We start from the raw sequence: 24,815 nt of genomic DNA on the forward strand, positions 1-24,815 counted from the left end.
GGGGACCGTTAGCCCCGGCTCCGCTTCCAGGCGCCCGGACCCGGCGTGGGCTCCAGCCGCAGCTGCTGCCGCCGCACCCAGTGGCGCGTCGTGGGCTTCGCCGGGTCGGCTGCTGCGCCCGGCTCCAGGGAAAGTACGACGGCGGTAAGCGCCGCCAGCTCTTCGGCTGTCGGTTCGCCCTTGGTGACGGAGAACAGGGCCGCGGCCGGCCCAACCGTTTCGGCCGGGTCGACCGCCGGATTCTGGACGCTCACAGCGGGATGTTTCCGTGCTTCTTCGTGGGCAGGCTCGCACGCTTGTCGCGCAGCGCCCGCAGCCCCTTGATGATCTGCAGCCGCGTGTCCGAGGGCGCGATGACGGCGTCAACGTAGCCCAGCTCTGCGGCCTGGTACGGGTTGAGCAGCTCTTCCTCGTACTGCCGGATCACGTCAGCGCGCTTGGCCTCGACGTCGCCCCCGGCCTCGGCAACGGCGGCGAGATCGCGCCGGTAGAGGATATTGACGGCGCCCTGCGCGCCCATCACGCCGATCTGGGCCGTTGGCCACGCAAGGTTCAGGTCGGCCCCGAGCTTCTTGGATCCCATCACGATGTACGCGCCGCCGTAGGCCTTCCGGGTGATCACGGTCAGCTTGGGCACGGTGGCTTCGGCGTAGGCGTAGAGAAGCTTGGCGCCGCGGCGGATGATGCCCTGGAACTCCTGGTCCTTGCCGGGCAGGAATCCGGGGACATCGACGAGGGTGATGATCGGAATGTTGAAGGCGTCGCAGTGGCGGACGAAGCGGGCCGCCTTTTCGGAGGCCGAGATGTCCAGGGTGCCGGCGAACTGCAGCGGCTGGTTGGCCACGATCCCCACCGTGTGGCCCTCGACGCGGCCATAGCCGATGATCACGTTCGGAGCGTACAGCGACTGCATCTCCAGGAAGTGGGCGTCATCGACGATTTGTTCGATGAGCTTGCGGATGTCATAGGGCTGGTTCGCGGAGTCCGGTATCAGCGTGTCCAGGGTGAGGTCGTCGTCGTCGAGCTCCAGCTCCTGCTGGTGCTCCTGCACCGGTGCCTCGGAAAGGTTGTTGGAGGGCAGGAAGTCCAGCAGTTCCCGGACGAACTCAATGGCGTCGGCCTCGTCGGCGGCCAGGTACGTGGAGGTGCCGGTGGTGGCGTTGTGCTGCCGGGCGCCGCCGAGGGTCTCCATGTCCACGTCCTCGCCGGTGACGGTCTTGATGACGTCAGGGCCAGTGATGAACATGTGCGAGGTCTTGTCCACCATGACCACGTAGTCGGTCAGGGCGGGGGAGTAGGCGGCGCCGCCGGCGCACGGGCCCATGATGAGGGAGATCTGGGGCACCACGCCGGAAGCGTGCACGTTGTTGCGGAAGATGTCCGCGAACATGGCCAGCGAGGCGACACCCTCCTGGATCCGGGCTCCGCCGCCGTCGTTGATGCCCACCACCGGGCAGCCGTTGCGCAGCGCGAACTCCTGGACCTTCACGATCTTTTCGCCGTTGACCTGGCTCAGGGAGCCGCCGTAGACGCTGAAGTCCTGGCTGTAGAGGGCCACGAGCCGGCCGTCAACGGTTCCGTAACCGGACACGACGCCGTCACCGAGCGGCTTCTTCTTCTCCATGCCGAAGGCGGTGGAGCGGTGGACCGCCAGGGCGTCGAACTCCACGAAGGAGCCTTCGTCCACGAGCAGGTCGATGCGCTCGCGGGCGGTGTTCTTGCCGCGCGCATGCTGCTTCTCGATGGCTTCAGGGCCGGACGGCTGCTCAGCACGGGCCTGGCGGTCGCGGAAATCGGCAATCTTTCCCGCCGTCGTGGTCAGATCGTGGCTCATGAAGTGTCTCCGGCTCTGTAGCTGTTGTGCTGTGGCTGTTCTGCTGCGGCAGCGTGACGCGGGCCCTGGTCGCCGGTTTAAGTAGCATCCGTACAACTCCAAAGCCCTGGTGGCTAGTCTAGTGACGCAAATTCCACGGACCGCTGTAGGGTTCCTACAATTTTCGTCCGTGGCGCCGACGGAAGCGCCGATGTTACTCGCGGGTAACAAAGTGCGGCTAGAGTGTCCCTATGACTTCGAGCAGCGACGCTTACCCCGTTCCGGCCACGCCTTACCAGGCCGCCGGCAGCCTGCAGGGCCGGACCATCCTGATGTCCGGAGGAAGCCGCGGCATCGGCCTTGCCATCGCCCGGCGGGCGGCGCGCGACGGTGCCAACGTCGTGCTGCTCGCGAAGACCGGAGAGCCGCATCCGAAGCTCGAGGGCACTGTCTACAGCGCCGCCGAAGAACTGGAGGCCGCCGGCGGCAGTGCCCTGCCGCTGGTGGGGGACGTCCGGAGCGACGACGACGTCGCGCGCGCCGTGGACGCCGCCGTCGGCCGCTTCGGGGGAATCGACATCGTCATCAATAACGCCTCCGCGATCGACCTTTCGCCGACGGACACGGTGGACATGAAGCGCTATGACCTCATGCAGGACATCAACGTCCGCGGCACCTTCCTGCTCTCCAAGCTGGCGCTCCCCGCGCTGCGCAAATCCTCCGGCGGCCACATCCTCACGCTCTCGCCGCCCCTGAACCTCGACCCGAAGTGGGCGGGCCGGCACCTGGCATACACCATTGCCAAGTACGGCATGAGCCTGACCACCCTGGGCCTGGCGGAGGAGCTCAGGAATGATGGCATCTGCGTCAACTCGCTGTGGCCGCGGACCCTGATCGATACAGCCGCCATCCGGAACATGGCCGGCGGTGAGTCAATGGTCCGTGCTGCCCGCAGCCCTGAAATCATGGCCGATGCGGCCCATGCCGTGCTGACGGGTGCTGTGAACCGGGCGGGCAATGTCACTGCCGGCACCGTCAACACGGGCAACTTCTATACGGACGAGCAGGTCCTGGCCGCCGCCGGCGTCACAAATTTCAGCCCCTACAGCCTGGGGGCCAGCGAGGCGGACCTGGTCCCTGACATCTTCCTGTGAGCTGGCATCTTCCAGGGCGAACGGACACTGTGGCCCCTTTTTCACTTGGGCGGTTTCTAACCAACGTCGCAAGATCGCCTGAAAGTCGCGCCGGAATAGCGGTGGTGGCCGTCACGGGACGGTCAGTCGTGCGCCGGTTCGCCCGTGATCCGATGGTCGGCGTGGTTCATGGTTTCCCGGATGAGGCGGACCAGATGCCCATCGTGGAGGGAGTAGATCACGTGGCGGCCGTCTTTGCGGGTATCGACGAGGCCACTGAGGCGGAGTTTGGCCAGGTGCTGACTGACCACCGTCCGGGGAACTCCGCCGGCGGCGGTGAGTTCGGTGACGGTTTTCGGGCCGTTGGACAGCTGCCAGAGCAGGTGCAGTCGGGTGGGTTCGGCGAGCATCCGCAGCGTGGTCGCGGCGGTCTCCAGGAGTTCGGGGCCCGGGGTGACCGGGTGGACCAGGGATGGCTTCTCAGGTACGGCTTTGGGCGCGCGCTCGGGCTGGCTGCTCATCGCTGCGCTCCTCACTCTCGGACTCCGGGGCCACCGCGCCGGTGTGCCGGGGCCAGGACAGGAATGCACCTGCAGCACCTATCATCCCAATAAACGTCAATGCAGCGGCAGCCCAGCCCAATCCGGCGGCCGCGCCGACCCAGCCGGCCAGCGGATAGGTCAGGATGTAGCAGGCGTGCGAGAGCGAAAACTGCGCCGTGAACACGTACGGCCGGGTTTCCTCGGTGGAGGCGTCCCGCAGCAGCCGGGACGAGGGCGTGAGGATCGTGGAGTTCCCCGCACCGAGCAGGAACCACAGGCCCAGCAGCCACACCCATCCGGCACCGCTGACGCCGAGCGCGGTAACGGCGGTGGCGCCTACCAGGCCGACGGGTATCAGGGCGGCGCCGGTGAGCATCACGGCCCGGTCCCCGAACCGGTCCAGCACCCGGGGCGCCGTCAAGGCGACGATCATGGAACCGAAGCCGAAACAGGCCAGCGCCAGGGCCAGATCGGTGTCCGTGCGGTAGAGGACGTCGCGGACGTAGACCACGGTGTTGACCAGCACCAGGGCAGTCGGGGCTGCGGTGACCAGGTTCAGCGCCAGCAGGGACCGCAACCGCCGGTTCCGCCAGAAAATTCTGGCCCCCAATGTGGTCCGATGCCATAGCGACGTCACCGGCGCCCCGGTGGTGCTGACTTTGGGCAGGGCGGTGATGGCCACCATGAAGGCCGAGAACAGGAAACCGGCGACGGTGCCAATGAACAGGTTGTTGTAGCTGACCACAGTCAGCAGCAGCGCCGCGATGGCCGGGCTGACCAGGGCCTCCATGTCATAGGCGAGCCGTGACAGGGATAGGGCACGGGTGTAGTCCCGTTCCTCCTTTAGGACGGTCGGGATCAGCGACTGGAAGGCCGGGGTGAACGTCGCGGACGCTGACTGCAGCAGGAAGATCACCACATAGATCTGCCAGACGTCGGAAATGAAGGGCAGGCAGAGAGCCATGGCGGCGCGGATCAGGTCCGCCCCGATCAGCACCCGCTTCTTCGGCCAGTGCGCCACCAATGCATTGATCACCTGGGCCAGCCCGACGTAGGCGAGCATCTTGATCATCAAAGCGGTGCCCAACACGGCGCCGGCATTGTTCCCGGCCAAATCGTACGCCAGCAGCCCCAGCGCGACCGTGAGCAGCCCCGTGCCGGTCAGGGCCACGATCTGCGCGGCGAACAGCCGCCGGTACGTCACATTGCCCAGAACTGCCAGCATTAACCTAAACCCCTCAAGTGCATATGTGCATGTCTATGCACTCAAGAGTACCCGTGACCAGCGCAAGGAAACGCCCTATGGGACGCTCGTATAAGTATGCGAAGCCGTCTTAAGGCAGCAGCGCGAGGGGAGAACCAGGCCGCGTCCAGACCCGAGAAGCGGTCGCACTGCTAACGTCAAAAGGCACCTGTTGCGACGTTGGTTAGAAACCGCCCTTGGGGCTTGGGCCACAAAGGGTCCGTTCGCGCTGTGCGCCGGCTTCTGCGAGCTGGCATCTTCCTGTGAGCCTGCCCCTGACCACGGGCCTTCCCGGCCGTGCGGCCCGGCGAGTCGCTAGGATTCAACTATGGATGCCGCACGCCCCGACGATAGCCGTGGACCTCAGGAAAACCTGACCGGAGCGAAGGGCCTGCCCGAGCGGCCGGCCCTGGACCGGGAAGCCCTGTCCGACGCCAACTTCCTCGCCGCCACCGGCATCGCACAGCTGACGGTTGTGGAGACAACCGGGTCCACCAACGCCGACCTTTTGCGGGCCGTGACCGCGGATCCCCAGGCCTGCCCCGATCTGGCAGTCCTGACGGCGGAGCATCAAACTGCGGCCCGTGGCCGGCTGGACCGGGCCTGGGAAGCGCCCGCCCGCAGCTCCGTCCTGGTCTCGCTGGTGCTGCGGCCCGTCAATGCTGACGGCCGCCCCCTGCCCACCCAGACCTACTCATGGCTGTCCCTCCTGGCCGCCGTCGCGCTGCGCGACGCGCTGGATGAGACGGCGGGAATCCCTGCTGAGCTGAAATGGCCGAATGATGTCCTGGTGCGCGGCGGAAAAATTGCCGGGATCCTCGCCCAGCTCGGCCCCCTGGGCGACGGATCCGTGCCGCCCGTCATTCTGGGCACCGGGCTGAACGTCACACTCACCGAGGACGAGCTGCCGGTGCCCACTGCCACGTCCGTCCAGCTGCAGGGTGCCGGAACAGTGGACCGCACGGCGCTCCTGAAGAGCTATCTCTCCCGTTTTTGCACGCTCTACCGCAGCTTCTGCAATGCCGACGGCGATGCCACCGCCGGCCTGGCCGGCGGACCGTCGCTTCACAAGCGCGTCGAGACGGCGATGGTCACCCTCGGCCAGCAGGTCCGCGCCCAGCTTCCCGGCGACCACGAAATCATCGGCCACGCTTCCCGGCTTGATGACTCAGGCTCCCTGCTGGTGGTGGATGCCTCTTCCCACGAGCACGTGGTGACTGCCGGGGATGTGGTCCACCTGCGGCCGTGGTCCCCGCAGGGCTCGGAGAAGCATGGGGCTGCCAAGCACAGCTCTGAGAAGCAAAGCTCTGCTAAGAACAGCCCTGACCAGCAGGGGTCCGGCGAAAGCGGTTATGCGTAAGGAACTCCTCCCGGGCGAGCAGGTCATCGTGGTGACCCGCCCGCAGCCCAGGGTGCTGTTCGTCCCGGCGGCGGTTTTCATTGTGGTGCCCGCCCTTGCCGCATTTGCAAGCGCGTGGATCATCCGCGGCGGCCTGTCCGCGCTTGCCCCGGCCATCACCGGGGAAGGGACGTTCTGGGCGGTGGCCGGCTGTGTGCTGGCCGGCCTGTGGATCCTTCTGGGGTATTGCCTGCCCAGGGTGCTGCGGTGGCAGACGACCAGGTATGTCCTGACCAGCCAGCGGGTCCTGGCGCGTTACGGCATGCTCCGGCGCCGGGACCGGCAGGTCTTCCTGGCCTCGGTGCGTAATGTCACAATCAGCCAGTCGATGCTCCAGCGGATGTTGCGTTCGGGGAATATATCCTTGGATGCCGGGCACCATTTCGGCAACGTGCTGAAGGATGTGCCGGAAGTTGCCACCTTCCACAGGTTCTTGCTGGACGCCCTTGATGAGCTTCCGGACGACGAACCATTTGGATTTGGTCAGGCGCCGGACGAGCCCGGCGCCCGGTTTCCGCGGGATGTGAGAGAAGGTGGAAGAGATGAACGATGAGGATCAGCGGGGCGCCCAGCAGACAGGCACCCACGAGGCCGGCACAGACGGGTTTAGCGCAGACGGGTCTGATACAGACGGGTCCGGCGCGCAGGACACCGGTCACCGGGAGGTGACGGACGCCGTCGTCGAAAATCCGGCCACCGGTACCCTGTCCGCGGAGCGCATTGCGGCAAAGAGCCTCGAATCAAGGCTTCTGGGCGGGGAACGCAAGCTGCGCCGCCGCGAGGTGGCGGGCGGTGTGGGCCTGTCGCTGCTCTCGGCGCGCAAGCTGTGGCGAGCACTCGGCTTCCCTAACTTCGGTGACGACGACGTCGCCTTCACGGAGCGCGACCAGGAGGCCCTGTCCACGGCTGTGGGCATGGTCCGGAACGGAAAGCTCACCGAGGAGGCCGCCATCTCGGTCACCCGTGCCATCGGGCAGATGACGGACCGCATGGTGGTGTGGCAGATCGAGGCCCTGGTTGAGGACATGGTCCACGAACAGGGGCTCACCGACGCCCAGGCCCGCAAGCGGCTGGTCCACGAACTGCCTGCCTTGGTGGATCCGCTCGAGGAGATGCTTGTCTACTCCTGGCGGCGTCAGCTCAACGCCGGCGTGCAGCGGCTGGCTGTCCGGGCCGAAGCCGGCCTGCAGGCCAGCGAGGAGGGCCGCGAAGGCGACGAGGACGATGCGCCGCTTCCGCTGGCGCGTGCTGTTGGCTTCGCCGACCTGGTGTCCTACACGAGCCTGTCAAGGCGGATGAACGAGAAGACGCTCGCCAAGCTGGTGCAGCGATTCGAGAACAAGTGCGCGGAGATCATCTCCGTGGGCGGTGGCCGCCTGGTAAAGACCGTGGGCGACGAAGTCCTCTACATTGCCGAAACGCCGGCTGCGGGCGCCGAAATATCGCTTGCCCTGGCCGAAGCCTTCACCCGGGATGAGATCCTGCCCGAGGCACGGGTTGCCATGGTCTGGGGGCGGATCCTTTCCCGCCTGGGTGACATTTACGGGCCCACCGTGAACCTCGCCGCCCGCCTCACCACGCTGGCCGATCCGGGGACCGTGCTGGTTGACTCAATGACCGCGGCGGCGCTGGACCAGGACGAGCGGTTCGTGCTCATTCCCCAAAACGTGGAGAACGTCCGGGGGTTCGGGGAGATCCAGCCGGTCACCCTGGCACGGGGACGGGGCAGGGGCCTGGTCCTGGACTGAGGCAGCGTGGGCAGTCCTCCCCATCGCGGGGACAGGACTGCGCGGGTAGGGTGGCAGCGTAACGGACGGCCCCGGCGGCTGTTCTTGGACAAGCCGCCAGCGCCATGTAATAGTCGAGGCTCAGAATTGTTCCGGCGTCTCTACGGGGGAGTGGCGGAATGTCACCGGCCCCTGATGAACATCAGGGGCTAGCAAGTCGCGCTCAGGCGGCTGTGATTTCGGGGGAATAAAAACGCTGTGTCAACTTTGTTCGGCAAGCTGGGGCTGAGGAACCGCCGCAACAAGATCGTCACCGGAACCGTCTTTTCCGCTGCTGCTGCAGCGCTGGTGGCCGGTGCCGTGATCTACCCGGGGTTCAAGACAACCGAGGTTGACCTTAACGACGGCGGCGTCTGGGTGGTCAGCAAGGCACGGAACGCCGTTGGCCGCCTCAACTACCCCTCCCGGGTCCTCGACGGTGCGGTGACCCCGGCCAGCACCACGTTCGATGTCCTGCAGAACGCCGGGAAGGTATTCGTCGACGACGAATCCGGCTCCACCCTGAACCAGGTGTCCGCCGCCAACATGAGGCTCGGCGGCGACAAGCAGCTACCCGGCTCGGCGCAGGTGAGCTTCGGCGCCGACACCATCTCGGTCACCGACCCTGCCGCCGGGAAGATGTGGGCGATGTCCCCGTCGACGGTCAACGCCTTTGATGAGGAGTCCAGCGAGCCTGCCGTGGCGGGCTCCGAAGGGCTGGTGTCCGCCGTCGGCTCCGATGACCGGATCTATTCGGCGGATCCGAAGACGGGGCAGGTGACAGTGACCACGGTGGACGCCGCGGGGGCAGCCACCGGCACCGCGTCCAGCACGTGGGACGGGCTGAAGGGCGCCGGGGACCTCCAGATCTCGGTCGTGGGGGACCAGGCCGTGGTCCTGGATGCAGCCGCCGGAAAACTGTTCCTGCCCGGCGGACGCGAGGTGCCGCTGGCTGACGCGCGGGAGGCGAAGCTCCAGCAGCCGGGCCCGGCGTCCGACTCCGTGGCCGTGGCCACCGGCAAGGCACTCCTAAAGCAGCCGCTGAACGGTGCCGCCGCGAGGGCCGTGACGTTCGGCGGCCAGGGGGTGCCGGCGGCGCCGGTGCAGCTGGGCGGCTGCGTCCACGCCGCATGGTCCGGAGCCAACAAGTATGTCCGGGACTGCGCGAATGCCGCGGACAACAAGAACGTGCCCGTGCCCAAAGCCAGCGCCTCGCCCAGCTACGTTTTCCGGGTCAACCGGGACCTCGTGGTCCTCAACGACGTGAACTCGGGAAACGTGTGGCTGGTCAACCAGAACATGCAGCTGGTCAACAACTGGGACGACGTTGTCCCCCCTAAGAACCAGGCTGACGACCCCGAGGAGGAGTCGGCGGACGACAACACCATCAACGTCCTGCCCGACCGCACCAAGCCGAACCGTCCCCCCGAAACGAAACCCGACGCCGTCGGCGTCCGGCCCGGCCGCACCACTGTCCTCAGCGTCCTCGACAACGACTCCGACCCCGACGGCGACGTCCTGACCGCCTCTCTCGGCGCAGAAGGGCCGCGGGCCGGCAGCATCGAAAGCATCTACGGCGGGTCCGCCTTCCAGATCACGGTGCCGGCCGATGCCGCGCCCGGAACCGAGACCTTCGACTACGCCGCGGCGGACGGCCGCGGGCTCTCGGCTGGCGGCAAGGTCAGCCTGAACGTCGTGGGCCCGGACGAGAACAGGCCCCCGGCCTTCAAACGCGGAGACCCCACCACACTCCTCGTGGAGCAGGGCAAAACCGTCAGCCAGAACATCCTCACCGACTGGGCCGATCCCGACGGCGACGACCTCGTCCTGATGTCAGCCACCGCCGACAACGAGCAGGACCAGGTCAAGGTCCGCCGCGACGGCCTGCTCACCTTCCAGGACTCCGGCGCCTCAGCCGGCAAAAAAAGCGTCACCGTGTCCGTCTGGGACGGCCGAGCCACCACCACCGGCAAGGTGGTGGTCAACGTCCAGCCGCCGGGCGCACTCGCTCCCGTGGTCAACGCCGACCACGTCACCGCGGTGGTGGGCCAGGACCTGGTCATCGCGCCGCTAAAGAACGACGTCGACCCAAACGGCGGCGCGCTGCGCCTCGCCCAGGTGGAGGCCGCCGGAGCCGCAGAGCTGGGGCCGGTCACCGACGGCGGCACCTTCACCTTCCGCAGCCGCACGCCGGGGCCGGTGTACCTGACATACCTGGCCAGCAACGGACCGCAAAGCAGCCAGGGCCTCATCCGGGTGGATGTGGAATCCGGCAAGGACTCAGGAAATCCCGTCGCCGTCCACGACGTAGCGCTCCTGCCGGTGGGCGGCAGCGTCCTGCTGGACCCGCTGGCCAACGACTCGGACCCGTCCGGGGGCGTCCTGGTGCTGCAGTCCGTTGCGGTGCCGGAAAACGCCACGGCGTCGGTCAGCGTGATCGACCACAGCGTCCTGCGGATCACCGACATCGCCGGCACCAAGGACGCCTTCCTGTTCCGCTACACGATGTCCAACGGCAAGGCTTCCGCCACGGGAAGCGTCTCGGTGGTGCCTGTTCCCGCCCCCGCGGTGGTTGAAGCGCCGCAGCCCAAGCCCGACGAGGTCAACGTCCGCGTCAACGACGTCGTGACCATCCCCGTCCTGGACAACGACACGCACCCGCAGGGCGAAAAGCTGACGGTTGACCCGGTCCTGCCGCAGGCCGTCCCGGTAGAAGACGGCAAGAGTTTCGTCTCTGAGAACACCCTCCGGTTTATCGCCGGCAGCCAGCCCAAGACTGTGCGCGCCATCTACAACGCGGTGGACCCGCAAGGCCAGAAGAGCGCCGCTGCCGTCACCATCCACATCCTGCCGCTGGAGGGTGCCGAAAACTCCCGGCCGCAGCCCAAGAACCTGACCGCCCGGGTGGTGGCTGGCGGCACGGTGCGCATCCCGGTGCCGCTGGACGGCATTGATCCCGACGGCGACTCGGTCCAGCTGACGGGCATCGACAGCACGCCGGGCATGGGCACCGCGACGGCGGGCAGCAGCTTCATCGACTTCGTCGCGGCCGGCAACGGTGCCGGAACCGACACGTTCCGCTACAAGGTAGTCGACCGGCAGGGCGCCGTGAACACCGGCACTGTCACCGTCGGCATCGCACCCCGCGGGGACACCAACCAGAAGCCCACGCCGGTCGACGACCAGGCCAGGGTCCGGCCCGGGCGGCAGATCGCCGTCGACGCGGCCGGCAACGACACCGATCCGGACGGGGACCTGATCAGGATAACCAGCGACGGCATCGAGGCCGATGCCGCGCTGAAGGCCACTGTCAGCAAGCAGAGCGGCCGCATCCTCCTGCAGGCGCCCGCCACCGAAGGCACGGTCAACGTCCGTTACACCGTGGCCGACGAACGCGGGGCCTCTGCACAGGCAGCCATCCGGATGGTGGTGGACAGCAACGTCCCGCTCCGGGCGCCGATCGCCCGGGACGACCGCGTGACGTCCGCGCAGACGCTTGGCAAGACCGCCGTGGACGTCCCCGTCCTCAAGAATGACGAAGACCCTGACGGCGTGGGCGAGAACCTCAAGGTCAGCAGTGCCGCCGAAACTGCGCGGCCGGGCACGGACGGCAACGTGATCGTGGAGCTGACCGGCGAGCCGCAGCTGGTGCCCTACACCGTGGAGGACGTCGACGGCCAGAAGTCGACGGCGATCATCTGGGTGCCGGGCCTCGGCCAGCAGGTTCCCACCCTTGCCAAGGACGAGGTCCTCGAAGTGGTCGCGGGCCAGTCCGTGACCGCGAACCTCGCCGAATGGGTCAAGGTCCGGGGCGGACGTTCGCCCCGGCTGACCCAGACCGACCGGATCAAGCTCATCGGCGCGGACGGCAGCAACCCGGTGGCCGGCAACGGCACAGCCGTCAGGTACACCGCGGACAAAGACTACGTGGGCCCGGGGTCCATCACCTTCGAGGTGACGGACGGTGCCGGCCCGGACGACCCCGCCGGACTCAAAGCCACGCTGAGTATCCGCACCAAGGTGCTGCCCGACCCGAACCGCAACAACCCGCCGGTCCTTCTCGGCGGCTCGGTTGATGTTCCGCTGGGTGACTCCGCCGCCGCGGACCTGGCCAAGCTGACTACCGACCCCGACGCGGACGACGCCGACAACATGAAGTACGAGGTCGCCGGCGCGGTTCCCCAGGGCTTCAACGTGTCCCTCGACGGCGCCTCGCTGAAGGTCTCGGCCAAGGACGGGCTGCGGCCCGGCGACGGGGGAGCGGTACAGGTGAAGGCCAAGGACCCCCGCGGCCTCGACTCCACCGCCACGTTCCGGCTCGCCGTTACGGCGACCAACCGGGCCAAGCCAGTGGCCAATGACGACGTGGAGGCAAACGCCGCGGCTGGCAAGCCGGTGACCGTCAAGGTGCTGGCGAACGATGCCAACCCGTTCCCGGAGACCCCGCTGAAGGTCATTGGCGTCGCCACGGAAACCGGCCAGGGCACTGCCGCCATCAGCGGCGATTCGGTGACGGTCACGCCGTCGGCCGGGTTCTCCGGCACCCTGATCGTGTCGTACACCGTCGGGGACAAGACCGAGGACTCATCCCGGTACGCCACCGCCCGGATCCGGCTCACGGTCAAGGACAAGCCGCTCGCACCCACCACGCCCCAGGCACAGAGTGTGGGTGACCGGACCGCGCTGCTGAACTGGACTGCCCCCGCGGACCGGGGCTCGCCCATCACCAAGTACTCCGTGTACGGCGAAGGCGGATACAAGCAGGACTGCCCGGCCAACTCGTGCACCCTGAACAACCTGGTGAACAACACGAAGTACCACTTCCAGGTGACGGCGACGAACGAGTTTGGCGAGTCCGGACGCTCACCGGCGTCGGCTGAGCTCCGGCCCGACGTCAAGCCCGAGATGCCGCTGGCGCCGGGTCTGAAATTCGGCGACAAGCAACTCTCCATCGCCTGGAAGGCGCCGGCCAGCAAGGGCTCACCGATCAAGTCCTACGATCTCGAAATATCTCCGGCGCCCGCCGGCCAGAACCCGCAGATCCAAAACCTGACGTCCACCAGCTACGTCTGGAAGGGCCTCACCAACGGCGTGGCCTACAAGGTACGCGTCCTCGCCCGGAACGATGCGAAGGACCCCTCGGAGTGGAGCACCTACTCCGCTGCCGAGGTGCCGGCCGGCGTGCCGGTGACGCCGGCAGCCCCGAGCGTCTCCGACGTCGCGCCGGTAGGGGATCAGAGCCAGCTCCAGGTGAACTGGACTGCTCCGAACAACAACGGGGATGCCGTTTCCTCCTACACACTCACCACGCTGCACAGCGGGGCAGTGGTCAAGAGCCAGCAGGTGGCCTCCGGCACGTCCCTGAACGTCACCGTGGCCAACTCCGAGGCGGACTATGCGTTCACCGTCTCAGCCACGAACAAGGCAGGAACGTCCGGAACCAGTGCGCAGTCCGCTCCCATCCGGGCTGCGGGAAAACCCGGTTCGGTTAGCAGCGGCACTGTTCACGCCCCTGGAAACACCGGCCAGCTGAAGGTCACCTTCACCCCGCTGAACCAGGCCCAGCGAAACGGGTCCCAGGCATCGGAGATTGGCTACCGCTGGACCACTGCCTACGGCTCCGGCCCCATCAGTGCACCCGGCGGCACCATCTACGGGCAGCCGAACGGTAAAAACATCACGGTGAACATCATTGCCTTCTCCACCAAGAACAACATCTCAGGGGATGCCAAGGCCATCGGCTCGGCTGTTCCCTATGGTGCGCCGGCCACGCCAGTGGTCACCGGCGAGACGTCAGCCAAGGGGGACCCGCAGGTTCACTGGACCTGGAACGCGCCCTACGACAACGGCCGGGTCATTAACCGCTACGAAGTCAGCTTCGATGGCGGCGGGTTTACGTCCGTGGGGCTGAAACGCCAGTACAACCGTGACGGCGGAGGCTGGAACCAACAGCACAGACTTCAGGTCCGTGCATGTAATGGCACCGACGGCGACAAGGACTGCGGGCAGCCGGGCTCTGCCGTTGCCACGTCAGGTGCCGATCCCACGCCTCCCCTGACTGAGGTCCGGGTGAAGCAGTCTGACAACAACAGCTGCCCCGGCAAGCCCAACGTCCCCGACCGGTACAACGCCGCGACGAGGAGCTGCGGCGGCAGCGACGCCAACTGGGTGTCCTACTCCGACGGCTGGATCCCCACCACCTGCTGGTCCGAAATCTACAACAACGGAACCCGCTGGTATCTGATGGACGGCGGGCCGCACAAGGGTTGGTACGTCAAGGGCACCACGGTGGACATTAGGGGTCCGGGCGTGGGGCAGTGCTGACCATTCCGCCCCACCGCCTTTTTGAACGCCACCGCCTGCTGAGAACGAACAAGCCTGCAATTACACAGAAGAGGAACAACCATGACAATGACTAGCGAGCAGGCCGACTGGTTTGCAGGGACGTTTGAGAAGCTCGTCGCCAATGTGGGCCAGGCCGTCCTGGGCAAGGCGCACGTCATCCGCCTGACCTTCACCGCGATGCTCGCCGAGGGCCACGTCCTCTTTGAAGATGCACCCGGCACCGGCAAGACGTCGCTCGCCCGGGCCCTCGCCGCCACCGTCCAGGGGTCCAACAGCCGCATCCAGTTCACACCGGACCTGCTGCCCTCCGATGTCACCGGCGTGACCATTTACGACCAGAAGACCCAGAAGTTCGAATTCCACAAGGGACCGATCTTCAGCAACATCGTGCTCGCCGACGAGATCAACCGCGCCTCGCCCAAGACGCAGTCGGCCCTGCTGGAAGTCATGGAGGAGTCCCGCGTCACTGTGGACGGCACCACCTACGAAGCCGGGCGGCCGTTCATGGTGCTGGCCACGCAGAACCCGATCGAGCAGGCGGGCACGTACCGGCTGCCCGAGGCCCAGCTGGACCGCTTCCTGCTGAAGACCTCCATCGGCTATCCGGATCACGCCTCCACCGTCCAGCTCCTGGGCGGGTCCAACCTCAAGGACCGGTCCCGGGACCTGCAGCCCGTCATCACCACGCAGGCCGTGGCTGACATGGCGGATCTTGCCGCCACCACACACGTCGATACGGCCGTGCTGGAGTACATCTCCCGGCTCTGCGAGGAAACCCGCAACGCTCCGGAGACCCGTCTGGGTGTGTCGGTCCGCGGCGCCCTGGCGATGGTCCGGGCGGCCAAGGTCTGGGCCGCGAGCCAGGGGCGCAACTTTGTCCTGCCGGATGACATCAAGGACCTCGCCGGCGTCGTCTGGACCCACCGTTTCGTGATGGACCCCGAGGCAGAGTTCTCCGGGGCGACGGCGGAAGCCGTTCTGGGACGTGTCCTGGCTGATGTCGCAGCGCCGCAGCAGCGCGCCGCCGTCTAGCGTGCAGCGGTTTAAGGTGCGGATGCCCCAGGTGCGGCGCTCTGGCGTGCGGCGGCCCGGGCTGCCGCTGCCCAAGGTCCAGCGCCAAGTTCGCCCGTCCAGGGTGTGGTCCGAGGCCAGCGGTCTGGCGCGGCTCGCGCTGGGCCCGGCTTGGCGGATGGCCGACGGCGTGTGGGGCCGCCGCGTCCGGCCTGTCCTGTCCGTGGTCAGTGTCCTGGGCTGGTCCGTGCTCGCCGCTGCAGTTCTCCTGTGGGCGGCCGGAAACGCCTACGGCTGGCAGGAGGCCAAGGCTGCCGCCATTGCGGCGGTGGTCCTCTTCGTCATCGCCGGCGGCTTCATCCTGGGCAGGTCCTCCTATGGGGTCCTGCTTGACCTGGCGCGGACCCGGGTGGCGGTGGGGGACAGCGCGGTGGGAAGCATTGCGGTGTCCAACACGTCTGCCCGGCCGCTCCTGCCGGCTGACCTCGAACTGCCCGTCGGGGCAGCCACCGCCGTCTTCCACCTCCCGCGGATGAAGCCGCAGCAGGTGCACGAGGATCTGTTCACCATCCCGACGGCGCGCAGGGCCGTCATCGTGGTGGGTCCGGTGCGCTCCGTCCGTGCCGATCCGCTGCACCTGCTCCGCCGGCAGGTGCTCTGGACGGAGCCGCAGGACCTGTACGTGCATCCCCGGACCGTGGCACTCGCCGGCTCCGCCGCGGGGTTCATCCGCGACCTGGAAGGCATGCCCACCACGGAACTGTCCAGCGCGGATGTTTCCTTCCACGCGCTGCGCGACTACGTCCCGGGGGACGACCGGCGGCACATCCACTGGAAAACCACGGCCCGGACCAACAAGCTCATGGTCCGCCAGTTCGAGGAAACCCGCCGTGCCCACCTGGCCATTTCGCTGTCCATCAACGCCGACGAATACGCCTCGGAAGAGGAGTTCGAGCTGGCCATCTCGGCAGCCGCGTCGATCGGACGCCAGGCCATCCGCGAGCAGCGCGAACTGGATGTCCTGACCCAGGCGGGTCCGCTGCGCTGCGAGACCGGCCGCAACATGCTGGACGACATGACCAGGGTGGTCGGCACCCCGCTGCGGAAGACCGCCGTCGACCTCGCCCGCACGCTTGCCGACACCGTGCCCAACGCCTCCGTGGTCTTCTTCGTGGTGGGCAGCCAGGTGACGCCCGCCCAGCTGCGCTCGGCCGCCGCCTCGGTGCCGCCCGGCGTCCGAAGCCTCGCCGTGCTGGTGGATCTGGGCGCCGCCCCGGCCCGCGCCAACATCGGCGACCTCACGGTCCTCACCGTGGGTGACCTCGCCGACCTTCCCTCCGTCCTGCGAAAGGCTGCAGCATGAGTGAGGCCACAGGTCTCCGCCCCCGCCGTTCAACCCGGACAGGCCGCCCGGAAAGCCCCCGCCGCCCGGTCACGCCGGCCGCCCAGTCCGCCTTCGCCGACGGCCGGCCGCTGTGGCATTTTGTGCTCGACGGCGGTGCCCTCACCGTTCTGCTCGGGCTGGGTGTCCTCGGGTTCAGCCTCAGCTTCGGCGGAGACCCGTATTACCTGATTGCCGGTTTCGGCGGGATCATCCTGGGCCTGGCCATCGCTGCCTGCAACGCCCATTTCCGGCTGGGGCTGGTGATCACCACGGCCGCAGCCTTCGGCGCCTACTTGGTGCTGGGGACAGTCCTCGCCGTTCCCGATGCCGCGGTGGCCGGATTCCTCCCCAGCCTCGAATCCCTGCGGACGCTGTTGCTCGGAGTCGTCTTCTCGTGGAAGGACATGCTGACCGTCGGAGTGCCCGTGGGCACCGCGGGCGGGGTGCTGATCGTTCCGTTCCTGAGCTCGCTCATCACGGCCGTGGCCGCCGGTGTCCTGACCTGGCGGATCCGGAGCCCCTACTGGCCGCTCCTGCCGGTCCTGGTCCTGTTTGTCACCGGCATCGCCTTCAGCACCAATGCCGGGTTCCTGACCGTGGAAAGGGGCATCGCGCTAACGGTGGTGGGCATCGCCTGGGCCACCTTCCGGCGGGACGCCCTGCGCCGGCGCGACACCCGCAAGGTCTCGGTGAACCGTCCCCAGTATGACGCCGGCACCGCCGGGAAGGCACGCATGCGCCGCCTCGCCGCTGGAGCCGCGGTGCTGGCGGCAACGGTGGGAATAACCGCGGCCGTGTCGCCGCTCATCGCCGCCGGTGACGAGCGGCGCGTCCTCCGCAACGTCGTCGTTCCGCCCTTTGATCCCAAGGACTACGTCACGCCGCTGGCGAGCTTCCGGAACTTCGTCAAGGACAAGAAGGACGACGCCCTGTTCACGGTCAAGGGTCTGCCCAAGGACGCCCGGGTCCGGCTCGGGGCACTGGATTCCTTCAACGGCACCAACTACGCGATGGATCCTAACGGTTCCGGCAGCTTCAGCAAGGTCGGTGACGCGAAGTCAATCAACACACTCGCCGACGCCACGGACACGGTCCCGACGAATGACTACAGCCTGGACATCACCATTGATGACTACCAGGGGTACTTCGTTCCTGGCGGCCGGAAGACCACCGGACTCAGCTTCGGCCAGGGCTCGTCCGGCGCTGCTTCAGGGCTTTACTTCAACTCCGGAACCGACACCGCGGTGACCACGCAGGGCCTGTCCCGGGGTGACTCCTACACTGTCCAGGTCTCGGACCCGGTGAAGCTTGAGCACGGGCAGCTGACGCAATACGATTTCGCCAGGATCAGCCTTCCGGACACCAGCGACGTGCCGCCGGTGGTGGGCGCCCAGGCCAACGACCTGGCCGCGGACGCCCCAACCGCTGTGGACCAGGTCCGGCAGATCGAGGCCCATTTCCAGAAGAAGGGGGCCTTCAGCAACGGGCTCATTGCCGACGGGCAGCTTCCCAGCGTCTCCGGGCACGGAGCGGGGCGTATCCGCGACCTGCTGACCGCAAAGCAGATGCTGGGCGACGATGAGCAGTATGCCGTGGCGATGTCCCTGATGCTGCGGCACCTGGGCATCCCCTCGCGCGTGGTCATGGGGTTCTACCCCGATCCGAAGAGCCCGGAAAACGGAGCCGGCGAAGTCAAGATCACGGGCAAGGACGTCCACGCCTGGGTGGAGGTGGCGTTCGACCGGGTGGGCTGGGTGGCCTTCGACCCCACACCGCCCAAGGACAACGTTCCCATCCCGCCCGACCCGGAAAGCAAGTCCAAGCCGAAGCCGCAGGTCCTGCAGCCGCCGCCCCCGCCGCAGGAACCCGCCGACCTGCCGCCGGACTCCTCTCCCGACGCGCTCGACGCCGACGAGAAGAAGAACAATCCCTGGCTGCTGTGGGGTCCCATCCTCACGGCCATCGGCATCGCCATGATTCCCGTAGGCATCCTCGCGCTGCCGCTGCTGCTCATCGCCCTGCTGAAGTCCCGGCGCCGGAAGGCCCGCTTTACGGGCGGCGATCCTGCCCAGCGGGTCGGCGGCGGCTGGAACGAGGTCCTCAGCCTGGCAACGGACATGGGCGCCGCCGTGGACAGCCGCGCAACCAGGCGGGAAACCGCGGCGGTTGTTGCCGAGGCGTTTCCCGCCACCGGCGCCACCACCACCGTGCTGGCGCACCGGGCTGACGCCTCCATCTTCGGGGCCGGGCAGCCGAGCGAGGATGAGGTCCGTCAGTACTGGGACGTGGTGGATGGCTCACTCAAGGAGATGACCGGGACGGTCGGCTTCTGGCGGCGGCAGCGGGCGCGGTTCTCGCCCCGGTCGCTGCTGGCCGAGGCCCGGACCGCACTCGCCGCACGGGGGTTCCGCCGGTGAACCCTTCACCTGTAACCGGCGGGGGACCCGCAGGTGCCGGAGGATCTGGGGCTGCCGGGATCTCCGGGCAGTGCCCGCGCTGCGGGCAGCCTGTCCGCGCCGGAGCAAGCTTTTGCGGCGCGTGCGGGACGCCACTGCCTAACCGGGGAGCCCTGCTCGACCGGGGAGCCCTGCTTGACCGGGGAGCCACGCGCAATCCGGGAGTACCGCCCGGCCTGGGCGGGAGGCAAGCGGGTCCGATTCCCGGTACCATCCCGGTAGGGCAGGGGGAAGGAACGGACATGTCAGGCACGCTCACGCTGGTTCCAGCGGCGCCGGGCAAGCGTCTCGGCGCTGCCGTCCTCGATTGGCTGGCCCCGGTGGCCATCCTGACCGTTCTGCTGTCCTTCGGGTTCGCGGGCATCACCAGCACGCGCAGCGCCGGACTCATCATTTACGACACAAGCCTGCTTGCCATCCTGTCGGGTATCGGCGCCGGACTGGTGCTGGCCTACGCTTTTATCGTCGCAAGTGTCGAGGGCCGCTCCGGCAACACCATCGGCAACCAGCTCATGGGCATCCGCAGTGCTGACAAGGACGGGTATGCGCCTGGCCTCGGTGCTGTGTTCCTTCGGGGCATCGTGACCGGGGCAGGCATCCTGCTGGCCGTCCTTGCCGCAGTGTTGCTGGTTGTTTTCAGGTTGCTCGGCGCCGCCCTGCTCATCGTGGGGCCGTTGCTGCTCCTTGGGACTGCCTGGGCTGTGGTGGTGGTGCTCTCCAACACGTGGGACCGGAACGGCAAGCTCCGCGGATGGCATGACCGCGCCGCCAAAACCCTCGCGTTCGACGTCGTTCGTGGCCGCAACCCCGTGGCCACTGGCGGCATCGAAGGCCCGTACAGTTTCGCGCCGCTGGACTTGCCCCCGGTGCAGCAGGTGGCCTCCCCGGTTGCCTCCCGCACGCCGGTTTCTTCCAACACCCCGGTTGCTTCCAACAGCCCGGTTGCTTCCAGAACCACCGCCGAGCCGGTACCGCCTGCAGCCCCGGACGCCACCGACCATCCGGTGGTCAGCGCTGTCCATCCGGATGACGCCATGGACCGCACCCAGGTGCGTGGCGGGGCGCGCCAGGCGGCCCCCGAGGCGGTGCTGAGGATCAGGCTCGACGACGGCCGCGACTTCCGCCTGGAGCGGAGCGTCCTGATCGGCCGGAACCCTGCCCCGGCTGCCGGAGAATCGCAGGCCCAGCTCCTGCCGGTTCCGGACCCCGGCAGGACCATTTCCAAGACCCACCTCCACCTGCTCACGGACGGCACCGGCGTCTGGATAACCGACCGCCACTCGACCAACGGCAGCGCCATCACCACACCCGACGGCATGCGCACCGCGCTGCAGCCGGGCGTGCCAGCATTTGTCAGCCCCGGAACCACAGTTCATTTCGGGGACCGCACCTTCAACGTAGGACAGGCATGAATTCACAGCAGGCGGCCGGAACCCCAGGGACCGGCAGCGAGCCCGGCCTCAAGCTGAGCTATGGCTATGGCACGGACCGTGGCCTTCGCCGCGAGCTCAATGAGGACTCCTACATCGCCTCGGATCCTGTGTTCGCCGTCGCGGACGGCATGGGCGGCCATGAAGCCGGCGAGGTGGCCAGCGGCATGTGCGTGCGGGCGCTGGCACAGCTGCCGCAGCTGGCCACGGGGGAGCGGACGGCCACCGCGGGGGTTGTGCAGCAGTACCTCGCCAGCGCCGACGAATCGATCCGTTCCGCCACCGGCTCGCGCGCAGGGACCACGCTCAGCGGCGTGGTGGTGGTGGAACAGATGGGTGTTCCCTACTGGCTGGTCATGAACATCGGGGATTCCCGGACGTACCGGCTGAGCCAGGGCCGGCTCAGCCAGGTCAGCGTGGACCACTCCGAGGTCCAGGAGCTCGTCGAGAGCGGCGAGATCACGGCCGAGGAGGCCGCGGTGCATCCCCGCCGGCATGTCGTGACACGCGCGCTGGGCGCGGGCGACGAGACCGAGGCCGACTACTGGCTCCTGCCCATAGAGGAAGGCGACCGGGTGATGGTGTGCTCGGACGGGCTCAACGGGGAACTGACGGACGGACAGATCCTGGACGTCCTCAGCACTGTCGAGGACCCGCAGGAGGCGGTGGACGCCCTGATCCAGGCCGCATTGCGGCGCGGAGGCCGGGACAACATCACGGTGATCGTGGTCGATGCCAGGAACGTGCTCAATGATGCCGGTGTGGCCACGACCGCACCGCGGACGGCCGCCGACGCGGAACAGGAGGACACGCTGCCGCGTGCCGGAAGCGAGGATGCTGTCAATGGCCGCAGCTAGCTATGTCCCCGGCGGATGGCTAGGCCTCATCCGCTCGGGAACTGCGGTGATCCTCGACCCCGCCACCCCGGCGCCGCTGGTCAGCACAGTGTGGGAATTGCTGGAGAAAAGCCCCGACGCTGCCGAGGTCTTGCACGCCGTGACGGGAGGATTCGGTGCACCGCTGTCCGCCAGCCCGTGGTTCGGGATCATCGCGTTCAGCGACTCACTGCGGGTATTCCTGCGCGGCGACATCGACCTGACGGTCGAGCTTCCGTCGGGTCCCGTTAACCTCGACGGCAGGAACGTCACCACCTGGACCGAGCGGTGGCTGGACGCCCCCGAGTGGTTCAGCGTTTCGGCGCCGGCCGGGTCGGCTTCTCTACTGTCAGAGCTGCCCGTGGTGGAAGGGGCCGTCCTCTTGCAGTCACTGCGGGTCAGTGTTGCCGGATCATTCGGTGCTCTGCCGGCCGTTGCCGAGCCGGCTGGCGCCCTGCCGGCCGTTGCCGAGCCGGCTGGCGCCCTGCCGGCCGGCACCCATACTGCCGCCGAGCTTCCCGCCGTTCCGGAGGCTGAGGCTGCCCACTCGGAAGTGTCGGCTGAGACCATGGTGGGACTCACCGAGGACGCTTCCGTCGAGGCAGAGGAACCGGAGGAACCGGAGGCTGCCGTGCCTGCGATCGAGGCACCGGCGGCCCAGGCGGATGAGCACGAGCCCGCCGCCGAACTCACCAGCTCGTACGACCATCTTTGGGACAAGACCGTGGTGCGCAGCATCGAGGACGCCGCCGTGCGGACCGGCGAGGACGACGACGGCGGCACTCCGGCCGCTGGGGAGACCGCGGTTCCGGAGATCGCAGTTCCGGAGATGGCAGTTCCGGGGACCGCGGGCCAGGAACCAGCAGACGAGGAAACAGGGACTCAGGAGGTGCCAGCCCCGGTGCCCCCGTCGGCCCCTTCGCAGGCAGGACTGATCGACTCGGTGCCGTGGGCAACCGGAGGCGACCGTGCCCCGGGACCGGAGGTCCCGACGCAGTTCCAAGCTCCGGAGGTCCCAACGCCGTTCCCGGCTCCGGAGGTCCCGCCGTCGTTCGCCGGGCCCCCGGTGCCGCCCTCATTCTCAGCGCCTGACGCCCCGGCGTCGTTCGCAGGGCCCCAGGTCCCGCCGTGGTTCACCTCCATGCCCGCATCCGAGCCGCACGGGGTGGCGGAGGGGGACCACGACGGTCAGACCATCCTCAAGAGCGAGCTCCCCGCCTCCGGAGCGCAGCAGGCGGGACAGGAAGGCGGCCGGCGCGCAGAACCCGGACAGAGCGGAGGGGCAGGCAACGGGCCGCTCGTGCTGGCCCGGGTGTGCCCCGCCGGCCATGCCAACCCTCCCACCAGCAGCCAATGCTTCACCTGCGGGATGCAGCTACCGGACGTGGCCGTCCAGGTGCCGCGCCCCAGGCTCGGCCGGCTGCGGCTGTCCACGGGAGAACTGATCGACCTGGACGAGTCGATTGTGATCGGGCGGCAGCCGTCCGTGTCGCGGGTCCAGGGCGGCACCATGCCCCGGCTGGTCCAGGTGGCCAGCCCCGGCGGCGACATTTCGAGGTCGCACGTGGAGGTCCGGCTGGAGGGCTGGCACGTGATGCTGTGCGACCTGAAGGCTACCAACGGCACCGTGCTGGTCCGCGAAGGCCAGCCGCCGCGGCGCCTTGCCCAGAATGAAATGGCCATTGTCCTGGACGGCGACATCGCAGAGCTCGGCGATGACGTTTCCTTGCGCTTTGAGGAGATCCTGTGAGTTCCAAGCGGCCGGCGGCCCCACCGCCCCGCATCCCCGGTTTCAGCTATGTAAGCCTGCTCGGCTCGGGCGGCTTCTCTGACGTCTACCTCTACGAGCAGGACCGGCCACGCCGCAAGGTGGCGGTTAAAGTGCTGCTGTCCGGCCTCAAGACGGAGGGCGCCCGGCGCCGGTTCGAGTCCGAGGCCAACCTGATGGCCCAGCTGTCCTCGCACCCCTTCATCGTCACCATTTTCGAGGCCGAGGTGACCGAGGACGGGCATTCGTACCTGGCCATGGAGTACTGCTCACGGCCCAGCCTGGACGTCCGGTACCGCCGGCAGCGGTTCAGCGTCGATGAGGTCCTGGCCGTCGGCATCCAGGTGGCGTCCGCCGTCGAGACGGCGCACCGGGCCGGCATTGCCCACCGGGACATCAAACCCGCCAACATCCTGGTCACGGACTACAACCGCCCGGCACTCACCGACTTCGGCATCTCCGGCACGCTGGCCGGCGATGTTGATGAGGACGCGGGGATGTCCATCCCGTGGTCCCCGCCCGAACAGTTCCGCGACGGCAACGTCGACGGCGTGATGGTGGACGTGTGGGCCCTCGGCGCCACGCTGTACACACTGCTCGCCGGACGGTCACCCTTCGTGCTGCCAGGGGCCGACAACTCCCAGCGCGAGCTCATTTCGCGCATCACCAGCATGCCCGTCCCGCGCCTGGGCCGCGCCGACGTGCCGGAATCCCTTGAACTGGCCCTGGCCACGGCAATGGCCAAGTCGCCCTCCTCACGCTATTCGTCGGCCCACGCTTTCGCCCTTGCGTTGCAGCGGATCCAGGCCGAGCTCAACCTGTCCGTGACGCCATTCGAGGTGCTCGAGGAACGCCAGGAGGACGTGGACCTGGACGACGGCGTCGAGGAAACGCGCGTCCGCAACGTCGCCTCCATCGACCCGGACCGGACCGGAAGCGCCCCGACGTTCCCGGCCCGCACCAAGCCGCTGGACGGCGGAGGAGCTGCCGCGGGCACCCTCCCGGGGCGGGCCCCGGGGACCGCTGCACCGACGCCGGGGCCGGGCCGCCTGGCGCCCCAGGCCACCTTTTCGGCGGCGGGTACCGCGCCGGCCAGGGAGCCTGCGCCGTTTACTTCACCTGCCGCGGACGATTGGGCAGGCGCCACGGTCCTGCGCAGCAACCGGCCCAAGGCCGCGGAGGACGATGTACAGGGTCAGGCGGCGGACCAGCCGGCCGATCACGGGAAACGCAACCTGTGGCTCGCCATCTCCGGCGGAACGCTCCTGGTGCTGGCCGTCATCGTGGGCATCGTGGTGGCATCAGCTGCGCCGCAGCCGCAGGCCCGGCCCACCGAGACGGTCAGCAAGCCGCCCGCCGACGCCGTCGACGACGGGTCCGTGCCCGACGTCGCCAAACTGGCCGGCAGCGCAGGCGCCCAGGGGAAGGTCCGCTTCACCTGGACCAACCCGCAGCCGAAGCCGGGGGACATGTACAAATGGCGGATCAAAACGGTCAAAGGCGGCGGAAGCTATCTGTCGACGTCGGCAACCCGGGTGGACGTCACCGCGAATCCGGCGGAACCCACCTGCGTCCAGGTCATCCTGGTCCGCAGCGACGGAACCGCATCACCGGCGGGCGAGGATTCCATCGCCTGCCTGTAGCCCGCCA

16 protein-coding genes are annotated in these 24,815 nt (G+C 68.0%); 12 read left to right on the plus strand and 4 right to left on the minus strand.

Annotated features, from left to right (window positions below; genetic code table 11):
• Positions 1–8: 8 nt before the first annotated feature.
• Entirely contained in the window at positions 9–254 is a 246-nt protein-coding gene (locus tag LFT45_RS07465; RefSeq protein ID WP_236807756.1) for an acyl-CoA carboxylase subunit epsilon, read from the minus strand.
• Positions 251–1,834, minus strand: a complete 1,584-nt coding sequence (locus tag LFT45_RS07470; RefSeq protein WP_236807757.1) for an acyl-CoA carboxylase subunit beta — start codon at positions 1,832–1,834, stop codon at positions 251–253. Before LFT45_RS07470 ends, LFT45_RS07465 begins: the two co-directional genes overlap by 4 nt.
• A 230-nt stretch (positions 1,835–2,064) precedes the next feature.
• Here LFT45_RS07470 and LFT45_RS07475 point away from each other — a divergent pair, with 230 nt between their 5' ends.
• A complete protein-coding gene (locus LFT45_RS07475) occupies positions 2,065–2,967 on the plus strand; it encodes an SDR family oxidoreductase (RefSeq protein WP_236807758.1) in 903 nt (300 codons plus the stop codon).
• 122 nt (positions 2,968–3,089) lie between these two features.
• Here LFT45_RS07475 and LFT45_RS07480 read toward each other — a convergent pair whose 3' ends face one another.
• Complete coding sequence (locus LFT45_RS07480) at positions 3,090–3,467, minus strand: ArsR/SmtB family transcription factor (protein ID WP_236807759.1); 378 nt, start codon at positions 3,465–3,467, stop codon at positions 3,090–3,092.
• Positions 3,427–4,713: an MFS transporter gene (locus tag LFT45_RS07485; RefSeq protein ID WP_236807760.1), complete on the minus strand. Its 1,287-nt coding sequence runs from the start codon at positions 4,711–4,713 to the stop codon at positions 3,427–3,429. The genes LFT45_RS07480 and LFT45_RS07485 overlap by 41 nt, the downstream gene beginning before the upstream one ends.
• A gap of 346 nt (positions 4,714–5,059) precedes the next feature.
• Here LFT45_RS07485 and LFT45_RS07490 point away from each other — a divergent pair, with 346 nt between their 5' ends.
• The 11 genes from LFT45_RS07490 (at position 5,060) to LFT45_RS07540 (ending at position 24,808) form a co-directional block, all read left to right on the plus strand.
• Positions 5,060–6,091 (plus strand): biotin--[acetyl-CoA-carboxylase] ligase, encoded by a 1,032-nt coding sequence (locus LFT45_RS07490; RefSeq protein ID WP_236807761.1) that lies wholly within the window; start codon positions 5,060–5,062, stop codon positions 6,089–6,091.
• Complete coding sequence (locus tag LFT45_RS07495; protein ID WP_236807762.1) at positions 6,084–6,683, plus strand: PH domain-containing protein; 600 nt, start codon at positions 6,084–6,086, stop codon at positions 6,681–6,683. The genes LFT45_RS07490 and LFT45_RS07495 overlap by 8 nt, the downstream gene beginning before the upstream one ends.
• The gene (locus tag LFT45_RS07500; RefSeq protein WP_236807763.1) at positions 6,673–7,878 is read left to right on the plus strand and encodes an adenylate/guanylate cyclase domain-containing protein; all 1,206 of its coding nucleotides are present in this window, start codon (positions 6,673–6,675) and stop codon (positions 7,876–7,878) included. Before LFT45_RS07495 ends, LFT45_RS07500 begins: the two co-directional genes overlap by 11 nt.
• 237 nt (positions 7,879–8,115) lie before the next feature.
• On the plus strand, positions 8,116–14,220 hold the full coding sequence (locus LFT45_RS07505; protein ID WP_236807764.1) for an Ig-like domain-containing protein: 6,105 nt from the start codon (positions 8,116–8,118) through the stop codon (positions 14,218–14,220).
• Between the two features lie 81 nt (positions 14,221–14,301).
• Positions 14,302–15,273, plus strand: coding sequence for an AAA family ATPase (locus LFT45_RS07510; protein WP_236807765.1), 972 nt, complete (start codon positions 14,302–14,304; stop codon positions 15,271–15,273).
• A gap of 22 nt (positions 15,274–15,295) precedes the next feature.
• Positions 15,296–16,615 (plus strand): DUF58 domain-containing protein, encoded by a 1,320-nt coding sequence (locus tag LFT45_RS07515; protein ID WP_236807766.1) that lies wholly within the window; start codon positions 15,296–15,298, stop codon positions 16,613–16,615.
• Positions 16,612–19,053, plus strand: coding sequence for a transglutaminase family protein (locus LFT45_RS07520; RefSeq protein ID WP_236807767.1), 2,442 nt, complete (start codon positions 16,612–16,614; stop codon positions 19,051–19,053). Before LFT45_RS07515 ends, LFT45_RS07520 begins: the two co-directional genes overlap by 4 nt.
• Before the next feature lie 59 nt (positions 19,054–19,112).
• Positions 19,113–20,504 (plus strand): RDD family protein, encoded by a 1,392-nt coding sequence (locus LFT45_RS07525; protein WP_236809133.1) that lies wholly within the window; start codon positions 19,113–19,115, stop codon positions 20,502–20,504.
• Positions 20,501–21,379, plus strand: coding sequence for a PP2C family protein-serine/threonine phosphatase (locus LFT45_RS07530; RefSeq protein ID WP_236807768.1), 879 nt, complete (start codon positions 20,501–20,503; stop codon positions 21,377–21,379). The genes LFT45_RS07525 and LFT45_RS07530 overlap by 4 nt, the downstream gene beginning before the upstream one ends.
• Positions 21,366–23,147: a hypothetical protein gene (locus tag LFT45_RS07535; RefSeq protein ID WP_236807769.1), complete on the plus strand. Its 1,782-nt coding sequence runs from the start codon at positions 21,366–21,368 to the stop codon at positions 23,145–23,147. The genes LFT45_RS07530 and LFT45_RS07535 overlap by 14 nt, the downstream gene beginning before the upstream one ends.
• Positions 23,144–24,808, plus strand: a complete 1,665-nt coding sequence (locus LFT45_RS07540) for a serine/threonine-protein kinase (RefSeq protein WP_236807770.1) — start codon at positions 23,144–23,146, stop codon at positions 24,806–24,808. The genes LFT45_RS07535 and LFT45_RS07540 overlap by 4 nt, the downstream gene beginning before the upstream one ends.
• The last annotated feature ends 7 nt before the right edge of the window (positions 24,809–24,815 follow it).

Origin of the sequence: Arthrobacter sp. FW305-BF8, from assembly GCF_021789315.1 — a bacterium.
Taxonomy (GTDB): domain Bacteria; phylum Actinomycetota; class Actinomycetes; order Actinomycetales; family Micrococcaceae; genus Arthrobacter.

What these genes read in the sequence shown, in the direction of transcription:
- LFT45_RS07510 (WP_236807765.1), top strand. Translation starts at nt 14,302, where the DNA reads ATGACAATGACTAGCGAGCAGGCCGACTGGTTTGCAGGGACGTTTGAG.
- LFT45_RS07500 (WP_236807763.1), top strand. Translation starts at nt 6,673, where the DNA reads ATGAACGATGAGGATCAGCGGGGCGCCCAGCAGACAGGCACCCACGAG.
- LFT45_RS07490 (WP_236807761.1), top strand. Translation starts at nt 5,060, where the DNA reads ATGGATGCCGCACGCCCCGACGATAGCCGTGGACCTCAGGAAAACCTG.
- LFT45_RS07495 (WP_236807762.1), top strand. Translation starts at nt 6,084, where the DNA reads ATGCGTAAGGAACTCCTCCCGGGCGAGCAGGTCATCGTGGTGACCCGC.
- LFT45_RS07520 (WP_236807767.1), top strand. Translation starts at nt 16,612, where the DNA reads ATGAGTGAGGCCACAGGTCTCCGCCCCCGCCGTTCAACCCGGACAGGC.
- LFT45_RS07485 (WP_236807760.1), bottom strand. Translation starts at nt 4,713, where the DNA reads ATGCTGGCAGTTCTGGGCAATGTGACGTACCGGCGGCTGTTCGCCGCG.
- LFT45_RS07470 (WP_236807757.1), bottom strand. Translation starts at nt 1,834, where the DNA reads ATGAGCCACGATCTGACCACGACGGCGGGAAAGATTGCCGATTTCCGC.
- LFT45_RS07530 (WP_236807768.1), top strand. Translation starts at nt 20,501, where the DNA reads ATGAATTCACAGCAGGCGGCCGGAACCCCAGGGACCGGCAGCGAGCCC.
- LFT45_RS07515 (WP_236807766.1), top strand. Translation starts at nt 15,296, where the DNA reads ATGCCCCAGGTGCGGCGCTCTGGCGTGCGGCGGCCCGGGCTGCCGCTG.
- LFT45_RS07535 (WP_236807769.1), top strand. Translation starts at nt 21,366, where the DNA reads ATGGCCGCAGCTAGCTATGTCCCCGGCGGATGGCTAGGCCTCATCCGC.
- LFT45_RS07480 (WP_236807759.1), bottom strand. Translation starts at nt 3,467, where the DNA reads ATGAGCAGCCAGCCCGAGCGCGCGCCCAAAGCCGTACCTGAGAAGCCA.
- LFT45_RS07475 (WP_236807758.1), top strand. Translation starts at nt 2,065, where the DNA reads ATGACTTCGAGCAGCGACGCTTACCCCGTTCCGGCCACGCCTTACCAG.